We start from the raw sequence: 14,296 nt of genomic DNA, 5'->3' as shown, positions 1-14,296 counted from the left end.
ACCGGCGACGGCTTCTCTCCAGTAACGGATAGTGTTTTCTCCCTGCGGACTTGAAGACGAACACGGTTTCGGACCAGCATATCGACCGACGGTGATGGAGGATGGGTAGATGAACACGCACGCGGGGTTACAGGCCGAGATCGCGGTGATCGGCGGCAGTGGCTTCTACTCGTTCTTCGCCGACGACGCCGAAGAGATCGAGCTGGACACGCCCTACGGATCACCGAGCGCACCGATCACCGTCGGCGAGGTGGAAGGACGACGAGTTGCCTTTCTACCTCGACACGGCCGCGCTCACGAATACTCGCCGCACACCCTGCCGTATCGGGCCAACATGTGGGCGCTGCGCATGCTCGGTGTCAGCCGCGTGTTCGCCCCGTGTGCCGTGGGATCGTTGGTGGCCGAATACGGTCCGGGAACCGTCGTGATTCCGGATCAACTCGTCGATCGGACGTCCGGCCGTACCCAGACCTACTTCGACAACGGCGGCATCCACGTCGAATTCGCCGATCCCTACTGCGGGGAGTTACGCAGCGCGGCCGTCCAGGGGTCCGCGGTCGACGGCGGTGTCATGGTGGTCGTCGAGGGTCCCCGGTTCTCCACTCGCGCCGAGAGCCAGTGGTTCGCGCGCCAAGGTTGGACACTGGTGAACATGACCGGTCATCCCGAAGCCGTCCTGGCCCGCGAACTCGAACTCTGTTACGCGCCGATAGCGTTGGTGACCGACCTCGACGCCGGGATCGAATCCGGTCAGGGAGTCAAAGCAGTGGACGTGTTCGCCGAATTCCAGAAGAACATCGAACCGCTCAAGGCGCTCGTCCGATCCGCGGTGCGCGACGCACCGACCGGCGAGTGCCCCCACTGCCGGGTGCACGCCGGAGTCACACTGCCGGTCGAGCTGCCATGACTCGCGTACTGCTCACCGGCGCAGCCGGATTCATCGGGGGCCACATCCTCGACGCAGCGCGCGACACCGATCTCGAGATGGTCGCCGTCGACGCCATGTTGGGTTCCGCCCACGGACCCGGCGCGACAGCCGAGGGCATCACCGATCTGGATGTGCGAGACAAGGATTTACTCGTCGAAGCGCTACGCGGTGTGGATGTCGTGTGCCACCAGGCTGCTGTCGTCGGCGCAGGCGTCGACGCCGCGGACGCGCCGGCATACGCCAGCCACAACGACTTCGGAACCGCAGTCCTGCTCGCGGCGATGTACGAGGCAGGGTGTTCCCGCCTGGTACTGGCATCGTCGATGGTGGTCTACGGCGAAGGGCGCTACCTCAATTCCTCCGGCGAGACCGTCGTCCCCCGACCGCGTACCCGAGCCGATCTGGACGCCGGGCTGTTCGACAACCGCGACCCCGCGTCCGGCGAGCCGCTCGATTGGCTACTGGTCGAGGAGGATTCACCGCTGCAACCGCGCAGCACCTACGCGGCGAGCAAACTGGCGCAGGAGAACTACGCCTCCGCGTGGGCACTGTCGACCGGTGGTTCCGTCGTCGCGCTGCGCTACCACAACGTGTACGGCCCGCACATGCCGCGCAACACCCCGTATTCAGGTGTGGCGGCAATGTTCCGGTCCTCGCTCGAACTCGGGAAGCCGCCCACGGTCTACGAGGACGGCAAGCAGGCCCGCGATTTCGTCCACGTGCACGACGTGGCAGCAGCCAACATCGCGTCCATCTCCGCCGAACTGGACGGCTTCACCGCGCTCAACGTGTGCTCGGGTCATCCGATCACCATCGGAGAGGTGGCGTCCGTTCTCGCCGACGCGAGGGGTGGACCAGCCCCCGAGGTCACCGGCCAGTACCGAGCCGGGGACGTACGGCACATCGTGGCCAGTCCACAGCGGGCAGAACAGGTTCTGGGATTTCGCGCGCAGATCCTGCCGCAGGACGGTCTCACCGCGTTCGCCGATGCACCGTTGCGCGACGCCGAGGGAACGGGCCCACCCCGTGTCTGAGCCCGGATCGGTCACCGTCGTCATTCCCTGCATGAACGAAGCCGAATCGCTTCCGGCCGTGCTGGATTCGATCCCGCTGGGATATCGAACGATCGTCGTGGACAACAATTCGACCGACGACACCGCCGCGGTGGCAGCCGCCCACGGCGCTGCAGTGGTAGCGGAAACCGTGCCCGGATACGGAGCCGCCGTGCACGCGGGCGTCCTCGCCGCCGACACCGATATCGTCTGCGTGCTCGACGGAGACGGCTCGATGGATCCACGCGACCTGCCCACCCTGGTGGCTGCACTGAACAGCGCAGACCTGGCCGTCGGCCGTCGCCGGCCCGCCAAGGGAAGCTCCCCGCTGCACGCAAAAATCGGCAATGCCGTTCTGTCCCTTCGACTTCGAACCAAGTACAAGTTGCCCGTACACGACCTCGGTGCCATCCGAGCGGTCCGCCGACAAGCACTACTCGACCTCGATGTCACCGACCGACGCTCCGGCTACCCGCTGCAGCTGCTCGTGCTCGCGGCCGAGGCCGGCTGGACCGTCGTCGAACACGACGTGGACTACCGACCACGAACCGCAGGCACGTCCAAGGTCTCCGGCTCGGTCCGCGGCACCATCGTGGCCGTGCGCGACTTCTGGAAGGTGCTCTCGTGACCGTCACCGCCCTCGTCGTGGCCAAAGCGCCCGTTCCAGGACTTGCCAAGACTCGTCTCGCCGCCACGATCGGCGACGCGGCCGCCGCCGAGGTGGCAGCCGCCGCACTGCTGGACACCCTCGACGCCGTCGCGGCAGCGGACGTCGACCACCGCGTCGTAGCCCTCACCGGCCATCTTCACGACGCGGCCCGCGCCGAGGAACTCACCCGAGCCCTCGCGTCGTTCACCGTGATCCCGCAGCGCGGCGACGGACTGGGCGAACGGCTGGCGAATGCGCACGCCGACGCCGCGCCCGCAGGTGCGGTACTTCAGATCGGAATGGACACCCCGCAGGTCACCGGGCGACTGCTCAGCGACGCAGCCGCGTTGCTGGCCGACACCGATCTACTCGGTGCCGCCGAGGACGGCGGTTGGTGGATCCTGGGTCTACGGAATCCTGCTCAGGCCCGGGCATTGCTGGACGTACCGATGTCTGCACCGTCGACGGGCGACGACACTCGGGTGGCACTGACCGCTGCGGGTGCCGAGGTGACCATGGTGTCGCAATTGCGAGATGTGGATTTCGAATCCGATCTCGATGTGGTGTCGAATATATGCACACCGAACAGTCGCTTTCGCCGAGTCGTCGAACAATTACGCAAAACTCATTGATTTTTGTGCTCGAGAAGGACACGAAAAACAATCCGTCGGGTCTCTACATCTGTTGGGGAACAAGAAGCTTCACTTTGTCGCATTTGCCGGACCGCACGCGATGTATATCGAACAGCAACACTTCATAACCACCGTTTCACGGCGATTTCTCAGACATCAGTGCTACAAAGTGTCCATGACCGGGTTGCTGATAGGCGTAGTCGTCTGGATGGTGTGCGCTGCAATAGTCGCCACCGTCCTCGGCCGCGTCGCGCACCGAGGAGATTCCGAGGAACTCGGATCCACCATCGAGTGGAATATCGACGGTCTCGATCGCGAAGTTCAACACGAGAACTGACGGTCTCAGTCGACTCGATCGACCAATTCGATCAGGATTGCCGACGCTGCGGCCAACGTTTCCCGCTGCCGAGCCGACAACTCGTCCAACTGTTCGGCGAGAGCGATTTCGCGAGACGCCACTTCGTCGCGAGCAGTCGCAACGCCCGCCTCGGTCAACTGCAGCACCACCTGCCTGCCGTCGGTCGGGTGCGGCTCACGGACAATCAGGCCGGCCTCGACCAACTGATGCGACGACCGCGACACCGACGGCGGCTTGATTCGCTCCCGAGAAGCCAGTTCACCGGTCGTCATCGGGCCCTCACGAAGCAACGTCGTCAGAATCGACAACTGAGCCACCGGCAACCGGTCGCTCGAATGCCGCAGACGCAGTCTCCGATTCAGCCGCATCGCACTGACGGACAGATCCCGCGCCAGTTGGGAATCGGGTAGATCACTCACGGTGTCCAGATTACGACACGGAGGTGCATTCGCCCGATTCGCGAAACCGGGCTCGAGTCGATTTACCCCACCTATAACAAACCGCTGCTACGGTTCCGAGGCGTTATCGGGGAAACTCCATGAAACGGGGCAATTTTGACACGCGTGGGATCCAGAGTCCTGACAGTCGCAGCACTGACGGTGACCACATCGGTGCTGGTCACAGGACCAACGGCCCTCGCCGACCCCAACGCGATCAACCCCATCGCCGGTCTCAACGGAACATTCGGATTACCGCAACTGCACGGCCGCGCACAGGCCGTCGCCCAGGTGACCGGAATGTCGAGCCCGAACATGACCCAGAACGTCAACATGATCGGCACCGACCTCGGCATCATGTGGGACAACGGCCGAGGCGAGGTCCTGACCGCCTTCGGCGACACCGCAGGCGTCGGCGTCCCCAACCTCCTGCAAGGCAGCCTCTGGTCCTGGCGCAGCAACGCCATCGTCCGCAGCAACGACCGAAACCTCGCCGACGGCATGAACTTCGACAGCGTCGTCAAGGACGCCGTCGGACAGACCAAAGAAGTCGTCCCCAGCCCCAAGATCCCCTTCGTCGAAATCAGCCGAATCCCCACCGCCGGAGTCGCCGTGGGCGACACCCAGTACCTCAACCTCATGTCGGTCAAGAACTGGGGACCCGCAGGTACCTGGGACACCAACTTCTCCGGCCTCGCCGCCTCGACCGACAACGGAGAGAACTGGGCCGCACTACCCGAGACCCACAGGCCCAGCGCCGGCGGAGATCGAAACTTCCAGCAAAGCGCCTACCTGAAGGACAACGGATACATCTACCAGTACGGCACACCGCCGGGTCGCTCCACACTCGGCCACGTCGCTCGCGTCAGAGAAGCGGACATCACGAGGCTCGGCGAATACGAATATTGGACGGGTAAGGACTGAAAGAAGGGCGATCCCGCTGCGGCCGCCCCCATCGTCGACGGCGTCGGCGAACTATCGGTTGCATACAACGCCGCGGTGGGCCAGTACCTGATGATGACCACCGACAACGCCAATTCCATTGTGCTGCGGCGCTCTTCATCGCCCGTCGGACCGTGGAGCCCACCCGAGGTACTGGTCGACACTCGCGAGATCAGCTCGATCTACGCCCCGTACATCCACCCGTTCTCGACGGGCCGCGACCTCTACTTCTTGGCGACGGTGTTCCAGAACTACAACGTGCTGTTGCTGCGGGCCACGCTGTAGCAGTTCCCATTAGGCTTCCGGCGTGGACGCTTCCGAATGGGATCGCAAGTACGAACGCCGAGAACTCGTCTACGGCGAGGCTCCGAATGCCACTTTGGTCGAAGTCGCGACGACAATCCCGCGCGGTCGAGCCCTCGATCTGGCGGCCGGCCAAGGTCGCAACGCCATCTGGCTCGCGACGCGCGGCTGGACCGTGGACGCCGTCGACTTCTCGTCGGTGGCATTGACGCGGGCGAGTCGAGTGGCCGAGTCGGCCCCGCGGTCGGTGCGCGAGCGCCTGACCTGGATACACGCCGATGTGACGAAGCTGGCAACCGAGCCCAACTATGACCTGGCGCTCATGTTCTACCTCCATTTGCCTCCGGACGAGCGACGCCGAGCCGTATCGGCTGCGGTGTCGGCGTTGAAACCTGATGGAATCCTCATGATTCTCGGCCATCACTCGTCGAACATCACCGACGGCGTCGGCGGTCCACAGGAGCCCGAGATCCTGTACACGCCAGAGGATCTGGCGGCGGACGTCGGGGACCGACTCACCGTCACCACGGCCGAGAACCGGTATCGAGACGTGACCGGCGGCACAGCGATCGACGCTCTATTACTGGCGAGTAGGTCCGCCCTTGGCAGCGGAACCGATCGGGGGTAATATCCGTTAAGTTACCGACGAGTAGCTAACTTGGGCGGTACTCACGAGACCGCACCACCGACTGGAGAGCGAACGAGCAATGGGCCATTACAAGAGCAACCTCCGGGACCTCGAATTCAATCTCTTCGAGCTGTTCGGACTCGACGAGACCCTCGAGGGCGACAACTTCGGCGACATGGACGGTGAAGTAGCCCGTGACATGCTGCGCGAGGTAGTACGCCTGGCCGAGGGCCCCCTGGCGGAATCCTTCGCGGACGCCGACCGCAACCCCCCGGTCTTCGATCCCGAGACCCACAGCCTGAAGCTGCCCGAATCCTTCAAGAAGTCCTACAAGGCCCTCGCCGACGGTGAGTGGTGGCGCGTCGGCCTCGACGAAGAGGTCGGCGGCATGGCAGCGCCTCGCAACCTCTTGTGGGGCATCAACGAGATGCTCCTCGGCTCGCAGCCCGCCGCCTTCATGTACTCCGCAGGCCCCGGATTCGCAAACATCCTGTACCACAACGGAACCGACGAGCAGAAGGAATGGGCCAAGGTCGCCGTCGAGCGCCAGTGGGGTGCCACCATGGTCCTCACCGAGCCCGACGCCGGATCCGACGTCGGCGCAGGACGCACCAAGGCGATCAAGCAGGACGACGGCTCCTGGCACATCGAGGGCGTCAAGCGCTTCATCACCTCGGCTGTCTCCGACGACCTCTTCGAGAACATCTTCCACCTCGTGCTCGCCCGTCCCGAAGGTGCCGGACCGGGCACCAAGGGCCTGAGCCTGTTCTTCGTTCCGTCCATCCTCTTCGACTTCGAGAAGGGTGAACTGGGGGAGCGCAACGGTGCCTTCGTCACCGGCGTCGAGCACAAGATGGGCCTCAAGGCCTCCGCCACCTGTGAGCTCACCTTCGGTGGCCACGGCGTCCCCGCCAAGGGCTGGCTCGTCGGCGAGGTCCACAAGGGCATCGCGCAGATGTTCGACGTCATCGAGCACGCTCGAATGATGGTGGGCACCAAGGCAATCGGTACCCTCTCCACCGGCTACCTCAACGCACTCGAGTACGCCAAGGAACGCGTCCAGGGTGCCGACCTGACGCAGATGACCGACAAGACCGCACCGCGCGTCACCATCACGCACCACCCCGACGTGCGCCGCAGCCTCATGATGCAGAAGGCGTACTCCGAGGGCCTGCGCGCGGTGTACCTCTACACCGCCGCACACCAGGACCCGATCACCGCCAAGCAGGTCTCGGACGCCGACGAAGACATCGCCTACCGCGTCAACGATCTGCTGCTGCCCATCGTCAAGGGCGTCGGCTCGGAGATCGCCTACCAGGTGCTCGCCGAATCGCTCCAGACCTTCGGTGGCTCCGGCTTCCTGCAGGACTACCCCGTCGAGCAGTACATCCGCGACGCCAAGATCGACTCGCTGTACGAGGGCACCACCGCCATCCAGGCGCAGGACTTCTTCTTCCGCAAGATCGCCCGCGACCGCGGCGTAGCCCTGGCTCACGTTGCCGGACAGATCAAGTCGTTCATCGACAGCGAAGCAGGCAACGGACGACTCAAGGCCGAGCGCGCACTGCTCGCCACCGCCCTCGAAGACGTCCAGGCCATCGTCACCTCGATGACCCAGCACCTCATGGGCGCACAGGACCAGCCCACCGAGCTGTACAAGGTCGGCCTGGCATCGGTGCGCTTCCTCATGGGCTTCGGCGACCTGCTCATCGGCTGGCTGCTGCTGCGTCAGTCCGAAATCGCCATCGCCGCACTCGACAACGGCGCAGAGGGCAAGGACAAGGCGTTCTACGAGGGCAAGATCGCAGTGGCCTCGTTCTTCGCCAAGAACATCCTGCCGCAGCTCACCGCCACGCGCGCCATCCTCACCAACATCGACAACGACATCATGGAACTGGACGAAGCAGCATTCTGATTCCCTGAAACCTTCGACGGCCGCACCTGTTCACGGGTGCGGCCGTTGTTGTTTGTGCGCCGTCGGTCTCGCCTCGGCTGACGGCCTGCGTAGCGGCGCAAACGCGCGCGCGTTTGTCAGATGCGCGCGGATTCTGCGGAATACTTAGGCAATTCCGCGCGCGTTCGGCAAATGCGCGCGCGTTTGCGACCTAGCCGGGGCCGATGGACTTCACGCGCCACGGTCACCGAACCCGACCCACGTAGACGCTCCCCCGTAGACGCTTCCCCCTAGCCCCTGGCGACGCTTCCCCCTAGCCCTGGCGACGCTTCCCCCACCCTGGCGCAAACGCGCGCGCGTTTGTCAGATGCGCGCGGATTCTACGAAATACTTAGGCGATTTCGCGCGCGTTCGGCAAATGCGTGCGCGTTTGCTCCCGACTCGATGTAATTCGCACGCTGCCTCGCGGTGGCGGCAAGGCAGCGGCCCGTTCTACAGCTCGGGCAACGCGCGCCACCAACTCTGCTGGATTCGCCAGGTCCGCCCAGGTCCAGCGCACCACCGGATATCCGAGATCGCGCACCGCGTCCTCCCGTACCTTCTCCCTGAACACCACGTCGCCGGGGTTCTCATCTTGTCGCAAGTATTTGGTGTACTTGGCTTTACCGTCGAACTCGCATGCGACGAGGCCATTGACCATCCAATCGATCCGTGCCACCGATCGCCCACTTGGATCCAGGATCTCCACCTGAGACTCGACGTCGAATCCACCCTGGCGCAGTATGATTCGACTCTGCGATTCCCCCGGGTTCTCGCTGCGCCCGTCCATGAGATTCACGGCTCGTCGCGCCTGCGCCACACCTTTCCAGCCCCGAGCCCGCTGCAACTCCGCGTCGAGCTCCCTCTCGTCACAGCACTTCAAAGCCGTGTCACCTGCGATTACCGCAGACAGCAGCGTCTCGGTTCGAGCAAGGTCGACCACTGTCCGAGCCAGCGAGGTCACCGAGACTCCGTCGACCGTCACGCTCGATAAGGACGGTGCACAGTGCACGGTCACAGCCGTATTCGTACGACCGCCGCCGCGGCGGTGTCGGGTGATGTGAACCTTGTCCAATCCGCCAGTGGGTAAAGGTAATCCGTGCAGTAGTGCAGCCGAACGGTGACTGACGACGTAACCACCGGACAAGATCGGCAAAATCGCATCGATCAACAGTCTGTGCCGCTCCTGTTCTGTCAGCCCGGCCAATCTCGACGACGGAACGTAGACGCCATTCACAAAACGCTCCCAGCCACCCCGCTCATACATTGCGCGCAACTCGTGATCGGCGCTCCCGTCTGCCAGCGCCTCGGAGCGTCGAATCATTCGGTCGTCCTTCATGCTCCGAGTCTCGGCCATGCGTCGACGGAGTCGAGCTCGAAAGCTGACGACTGTGCACAACTCCGGGCTTGTGGATGAATACAGGTACCGGCGTGCCAGTTCGCCTAGCTGTCAGTCCCGCAAACGCGCGCGCATTTGTCAGGTGCGCGCAGAATTGTCGACTATTCGGCCACTATTTCGCGCGCGTTCAGCACGTGCGCGCGCGTTTGCGAAGCAGACGGAGCCGAAACAGGTGGACGAGCAAACGAGGCCGCACCGAGCGAAGCGCAGCTGCACCACCAGGAGAACCGGCTCGGCAAAGCGTCGCTGGCCGACTTCACGAGACCGATCCGACAAACGCGCGCGCATTTGTCAGATGCGCGCAGAATTGCCCACGATTGGGCCACTATTTCGCGCGCGTTCAGCAAGTGCGCGCGCGTTTGCGAAAACCGGAGGGCGAACCGAACAGGCCGAAGGTGGGCGGACAGGGCCGAACCGGAGGGCGAACCGAACAAGCCGAAGGTGGGCGGACAGGGCCGAACCGGTGGGCGGGCCGAAGGTGGGCGGACAGGGCCCAACCGGTGGGCGGGCCGAACAGGTTGAAGGGGGCCGAACCAAGTCGAAGCGAGACTACTGCTGAAGTTTGCGGAACTTGCTGCCGTGGAAGACGATTGGATTGACTTCACTCTGCACTTCGAGGGAATGGATGCGTAGCAACACTATTGCGTGATCGCCCGCTGGGATTTGTTGCTCGACGGTGGTGTCGAGCCAGGCGGTGGCACCGACGATGAAGGCCGCGCCTCCGTCGGTGACGGTGAGGTCGAGACCGGCGAAGCGGTCACCGGTCTTCGCAGCCAGAGTGCGGACGGCATCGTTGTGTGCTTCCCCGAGCACGCTGACGCCGATGTTCGGCGCAACTTCCAGCTTCGGCCACGTGGTCGACGTGTTCTGGATGCACACCGCTACCAACGGCGGATCGATCGACACCGACACGAAGCTACTGGCCGCCAAGCCCACCAGGACACCGTCGATTTTCGCAGCGATCGCCACGACGCCGCTGGGGAACTGCGCGTACGCCTCACGAAGTGTCTGTTGATCGAGGACGGTGCGTGTGAGCGTCATGGAGGATGCTCCCTTTCGATCGTGCGGTGCCGAGCGCACCTCTACTGTTGCAACCTCGTCGCGGCGGCATTCGTTCCGGGCATACGTCTACATCCAGCAAACACCCGATCGAGCGTCGGCGCCACAGTCCGAATCCGCGTGATTCGAAGTGACACGTCGAGCACAGGACGTCACTCGTCGTCGTTCGGGCGCGGGGGGTCGTCGGGTTCGGGGGTCCGAGCCGGACGATCGGGCTGGACGCATTTCACGATCGGGATGGGGTCGTATTTCACGGTTCTGGTGTTGCGCGAGATCTCCCTGCCCGACGCGGCGTCGCTGATCACCCGGGTGTCACTGGCGGTGAATCCCGGTCCCCCGCCGGATGCGACGCAGCCGGCACCGGCCGGCAATGTCACGGTGTTGGGCGAGGTGGGTCGCGTCCGGGGCCCGGTGATCGACTCGACGTCGACGGTTTTGGTGCCCCACAGCCGGACGGTGACGCTGGACGAATCCGCGAACGACTCGATCACCACGCCGGTGTCGTTGGGGTTGGTGAACTTCAGGTCGATGGCACCTTCGAAGACCGTCGCTTCCCGGGCCTCGGGGTATCGACTGATGTAGTAGCTGTGCTCGGTGTGATCGGTGTCTTCCATGCCCGCGAAGTACGACGCGTTGTACAGCGTCGTCGCGAATTGGCTGATGCCGCCGCCGACGGCACGATCGGGTCGACCGTTGTCGATGATTCCCGATTCGACGAAGCCCTGAGCGGTCCCGCGCGGACCGGTGTACCCGTTGAGCGAGAACGTCTCCTTCGGCTTGACCAGCGCGCCGTTGACGATCTGCGCGGTGAGCCCGATGTTCACGCCCGACGCGTACTCGAAACCTCCGGTCGTGTACTCCGCGACCACCTCTCGCACGCCGAGATTCTCAGCCGCTTCGGTGGTGAGGGCAGGCGGCGCCGGTTCGTAGACGGCCTCGGTCGAGCGCGGACCGTCCGCAGCCAGCAGGGCGGGAAGCTGCTCGAGGGTCTTGTTCCACTCGACCAGCTCACCCATCACCCCGGGAACAACAGTGGGAGCTCCGCCGGAGAACGTGAACGACGCATCCTTGGGCGGAACTTCGGTGCGGACCAGTTGCGGAGCAAGAATGCCGGTGGCGATACCGGTGTCGTAGATCGGCGTGAGACCGCCCTGCCCGTCCGGGTCGAAGCGCAACACCTCACCCACACGGTCCACCGGCAACGTCGCATCGACGTTCTGTCGGCCTTCGATGACCACCGGCTCCGACACTGCGGGGACCGCGACGTTCGACAGAGCCTGATCGACCGCATCCTGCGTCACGGTGACAGGCGTGGATTCGTATACGACCTCGGTCGCACCCGTCGACCACTCGGTCTGCAGATTTCGACGCGTCCCGTCAGCGTCCAGAACTCGCCCGGCCAGCGGTTCGACGGCTACCGGGGTGGCACCTTCGAAGACGACGTCGCCTTCGACGGGCGCACGGTCCGTCTCCGCTCGCAGGCCGTCGATGGCAACCGAGAGTGCCTGCTCGTCGGTGGTCGAGACGACGCCGATCTCCCGGCTTCCGAACAGCGACGTCAGACGTGTGATCGGGTTGATGGGCTGCGTACCCGCGCGATCGAGCGTCGCGTTCCAATCGACTCCGAGCCCGGCCGCGGCAGGCAACACCTCGACCTGCCGGTCGTCGATGCCCACCTGAATCGGTTCCTCCGCCCGAGGTCCCAATTCGGCACGCAGTACGGCCTCGGCGTCGGAATGACTCTTGCCGCCCACCTCGATGCCGGCAACGGTCACACCGCGCGGAACCCGATCGCTGGAGGCAATCCAGTCCGCCGCGTACAGCAACCCGAGGACGGCAACCACCGCGCCGGTACCGATGGCAATCTTCTTCCACGGCGGCGTGGACCCGGATCCGTCGTGCTCCGCCGAACCGTTCTCAGGGGGACTAGAGGGAGGTTCGGCCGGTGGCTGAGGCTGCCCGGCGTCAGGAGAGGACGGTAGAACAACGGGCTGCGCCACCGTCGGTGATTCGTCCGCCACCGGTGCGGGCTGCGCGTCTGCGCCGGGTGCAGCAGACTTGCCGTTTTCGATCTGGTCGACGTCCGGATCACCGGCGGTATCGAGGTCGGCAGCCGGCTCGGATCGGTCGACCTCGGCGGTGCCATCGGCTTCGGTTCCCTGGGCCAGCGTCGGCTCCGCATCATTCACGTCGGCATCGTTCGCCTGGGATTCCGTGGCGTCCTGGCCCTCGGAGACCGGCTGCTCTGCGTGCTTCGGCTCCTCGGCATCGTCGCGGATGGCCCCGAACACCTCGGTCGGCGTGTCGTACGGCGGTACGTGGGGGCGGGGCTCGGCACCTTTCGGCGCGTCACCCGACCTACTGTTGCCCTCGCTCACATTCGACCCTTCCAGGACCGTCGATTCATATTCCGGCCTGCTGCGCGGCGTACCCCGCGGACGAGCTTACGCAAACCGCACAGCACCGCTCGTTCCGAGACCCTCGCGTGCGCCGTACGCAAAAGGCCCCGCACTGCTGCCGGGTCGGGGGTCAGGCAGCAGTACGGAGCCACACGGAATATATGCAGACTTCAACCACTCGTTACAGCGAGTTCGGAATTGCCATCGTCATTTCATTCGATTGAATGAACCGTGGGTCGTCGAACCGTCGTCCTGCTCCACGGCCCGCGCCCAATGTCCCGTCCTGACCAGCGCAAGAGTGAGCAGGAGCCGGTCGCGTGCATCCGTCAGATCACGCCCGGTCAACTCCTCGATTCGACGCACCCTGTAGATGACGGTGTTGCGATGGCAGTAGAGCGCCTTCGCAGCGTTGGTGGGCGAACCGTCCGAAGCGAGCATGTGCGCCAACGTGTCGAGCAACGTTTCTCGGTGGGGCTCCGGGTGTGTGAACAGCGCGCCGAGCGCATGGCGAACCAACAGTTCCGACGACTGATCGTCGGCGGCCATGATCACCCTCGGCAGTCGGTCCGTCGCCAACGCGACGCCACTGTCTTCGGTGATGGTCTCGGCCGTCAGTGCCGCCAGGCGATACGCCGCAGCGAACGACGCCACGCCCTCGGGCGAATGCGCGACACCGACCGGGCCGACCGCCCGCGCGGCTAGGGCGTCGATGACCGATCTCCACGATCCGGTCCCGAGTGCCACGAGCGCGAATTGGTGCCCGTCCCGAGTGTTCCAGTGGGACACTGCGCCGATCTGGTCCATCGCGTCCTCGGGCGCGGGGAGCGGAGGCGACCCCTGATCGTCGAGCGGGCCGACCACGCAGGCGATCTGCTGTGAGGCCGAAAGGCCAAGGGTCGCGCGGGCCTCGATCACGAAAGCCGGATCGCCGCCTCGGCCCGACCGGAGACCGTCCAAGATCACCAGCACATTGGCGAGATCACGCTGCTGCATACGCGCGCTCTCCTGGCGGTACGCCTCGACGAGAGTTTCGTACTGACTGTCCAGCGCTCTCCACAACTGCTGACCGGCGACGAGCAGTAGATGCTCGTCGATCACGGATCTGCATTGTTCACGCTCGAGCATCAACTCTTCCCACAGCGTCCGACTCCCGAGCGTATACGCCTTCAGCACCAACTCCATCGGAATACCTTGGCGCGCACGCTCTCTCCCGGTGCGACGCCATACCTCTCGGGCGTTGTCGCCCGCGGCCGCAAGACCGGACAGTGTGCGTAGGCCCTGGCTGATATGCGCGCGAGTACTGCGACGAATTTCGCCGGCGATGTCAGGAGTGGTGCTTGCCAGGTAGGCGGGTTCCTGCTCTATCAGCGCCAGCGTGATCGAGTCGGCAATCGCGTCCGCCCGCGGCAACAGCGCGGCCCACGCACCGCGAATCTTCTCCTGGTCGGAGGGCTTCACAGCGCCGCGCGCAGCGGATCGCGACGTCGCGCGACGCACCCCGGGAGAAGCCATCCGCCCATTTTTGCGCACAGAGCCCACATCACAGGGTGATTTGACCGTTACTGGTGCCCAGACAC

General features: G+C 64.6%; 12 protein-coding genes and 1 pseudogene. 8 read left to right on the top strand and 5 right to left on the bottom strand.

Annotated features, from left to right (window positions below; translation table 11 throughout):
* The first annotated feature begins 109 nt into the window (after positions 1-109).
* From CH278_RS18555 to CH278_RS27650, 5 genes are all read left to right on the top strand, one after another.
* A complete protein-coding gene (locus CH278_RS18555) occupies positions 110-907 on the top strand; it encodes an S-methyl-5'-thioadenosine phosphorylase (protein WP_094622571.1) in 798 nt (265 codons plus the stop codon).
* Positions 904-1,962 carry an NAD-dependent epimerase/dehydratase family protein gene (locus tag CH278_RS18550; protein ID WP_094622570.1) on the top strand — a complete coding sequence of 353 codons (1,059 nt, stop codon included), beginning with the start codon at positions 904-906 and terminating at the stop codon, positions 1,960-1,962. Before CH278_RS18555 ends, CH278_RS18550 begins: the two co-directional genes overlap by 4 nt.
* Positions 1,955-2,608, top strand: coding sequence for a glycosyltransferase family 2 protein (locus CH278_RS18545; protein ID WP_032369480.1), 654 nt, complete (start codon positions 1,955-1,957; stop codon positions 2,606-2,608). Before CH278_RS18550 ends, CH278_RS18545 begins: the two co-directional genes overlap by 8 nt.
* Positions 2,605-3,261 carry a TIGR04282 family arsenosugar biosynthesis glycosyltransferase gene (locus CH278_RS18540; protein ID WP_032369481.1) on the top strand — a complete coding sequence of 219 codons (657 nt, stop codon included), beginning with the start codon at positions 2,605-2,607 and terminating at the stop codon, positions 3,259-3,261. Before CH278_RS18545 ends, CH278_RS18540 begins: the two co-directional genes overlap by 4 nt.
* A gap of 175 nt (positions 3,262-3,436) precedes the next feature.
* A complete protein-coding gene (locus tag CH278_RS27650; RefSeq protein WP_167328661.1) occupies positions 3,437-3,598 on the top strand; it encodes a hypothetical protein in 162 nt (53 codons plus the stop codon).
* A 5-nt stretch (positions 3,599-3,603) separates the two neighbouring features.
* Here the strand turns inward: CH278_RS27650 and CH278_RS18535 are convergent, their stop codons facing one another.
* Positions 3,604-4,038, bottom strand: a complete 435-nt coding sequence (locus CH278_RS18535) for a MarR family winged helix-turn-helix transcriptional regulator (protein ID WP_032367083.1) — start codon at positions 4,036-4,038, stop codon at positions 3,604-3,606.
* Positions 4,039-4,197: 159 nt separating this feature from the next.
* Here CH278_RS18535 and CH278_RS18530 point away from each other — a divergent pair.
* The 3 genes and pseudogenes from CH278_RS18530 to CH278_RS18520 all read left to right on the top strand — a co-directional run bounded on the left by CH278_RS18530 (position 4,198) and on the right by CH278_RS18520 (position 7,844).
* Positions 4,198-5,283: pseudogene (locus CH278_RS18530) on the top strand (DUF4185 domain-containing protein).
* Between the two features lie 22 nt (positions 5,284-5,305).
* Positions 5,306-5,929 (top strand): class I SAM-dependent methyltransferase, encoded by a 624-nt coding sequence (locus tag CH278_RS18525; protein ID WP_094622568.1) that lies wholly within the window; start codon positions 5,306-5,308, stop codon positions 5,927-5,929.
* 79 nt (positions 5,930-6,008) lie between these two features.
* Positions 6,009-7,844: an acyl-CoA dehydrogenase gene (locus CH278_RS18520; RefSeq protein ID WP_027495393.1), complete on the top strand. Its 1,836-nt coding sequence runs from the start codon at positions 6,009-6,011 to the stop codon at positions 7,842-7,844.
* A 370-nt stretch (positions 7,845-8,214) separates the two neighbouring features.
* On the opposite strand, the gene CH278_RS27225 is transcribed toward CH278_RS18520, so the two are convergent.
* The 4 genes from CH278_RS27225 to CH278_RS18500 all read right to left on the bottom strand — a co-directional run bounded on the left by CH278_RS27225 (position 8,215) and on the right by CH278_RS18500 (position 14,231).
* A complete protein-coding gene (locus tag CH278_RS27225) occupies positions 8,215-8,826 on the bottom strand; it encodes a hypothetical protein (protein WP_143536277.1) in 612 nt (203 codons plus the stop codon).
* 984 nt (positions 8,827-9,810) lie between these two features.
* Positions 9,811-10,302 (bottom strand): flavin reductase family protein, encoded by a 492-nt coding sequence (locus CH278_RS18510; protein WP_027495391.1) that lies wholly within the window; start codon positions 10,300-10,302, stop codon positions 9,811-9,813.
* Positions 10,303-10,472: 170 nt separating this feature from the next.
* Positions 10,473-12,698, bottom strand: coding sequence for a VanW family protein (locus tag CH278_RS18505; RefSeq protein ID WP_179274550.1), 2,226 nt, complete (start codon positions 12,696-12,698; stop codon positions 10,473-10,475).
* A 228-nt stretch (positions 12,699-12,926) separates the two neighbouring features.
* The gene (locus tag CH278_RS18500; protein ID WP_052053499.1) at positions 12,927-14,231 is read right to left on the bottom strand and encodes a PucR family transcriptional regulator; all 1,305 of its coding nucleotides are present in this window, start codon (positions 14,229-14,231) and stop codon (positions 12,927-12,929) included.
* Between the last annotated feature and the right edge of the window lie 65 nt (positions 14,232-14,296).

It is taken from the genome of Rhodococcus sp. 05-2254-5, assembly GCF_002258575.1.
GTDB lineage: Bacteria > Actinomycetota > Actinomycetes > Mycobacteriales > Mycobacteriaceae > Rhodococcoides > Rhodococcoides fascians.
This window is presented reverse-complemented; position numbering and strand designations above follow the sequence as displayed.

Bases quoted from the DNA above. Each gene is read 5' to 3' on its own strand.
- CH278_RS18500 (WP_052053499.1), bottom strand. From the start codon at position 14,231: ATGGCTTCTCCCGGGGTGCGTCGCGCGACGTCGCGATCCGCTGCGCGC.
- CH278_RS18520 (WP_027495393.1), top strand. From the start codon at position 6,009: ATGGGCCATTACAAGAGCAACCTCCGGGACCTCGAATTCAATCTCTTC.
- CH278_RS18550 (WP_094622570.1), top strand. From the start codon at position 904: ATGACTCGCGTACTGCTCACCGGCGCAGCCGGATTCATCGGGGGCCAC.
- CH278_RS18510 (WP_027495391.1), bottom strand. From the start codon at position 10,302: ATGACGCTCACACGCACCGTCCTCGATCAACAGACACTTCGTGAGGCG.
- CH278_RS27650 (WP_167328661.1), top strand. From the start codon at position 3,437: ATGACCGGGTTGCTGATAGGCGTAGTCGTCTGGATGGTGTGCGCTGCA.
- CH278_RS18555 (WP_094622571.1), top strand. From the start codon at position 110: ATGAACACGCACGCGGGGTTACAGGCCGAGATCGCGGTGATCGGCGGC.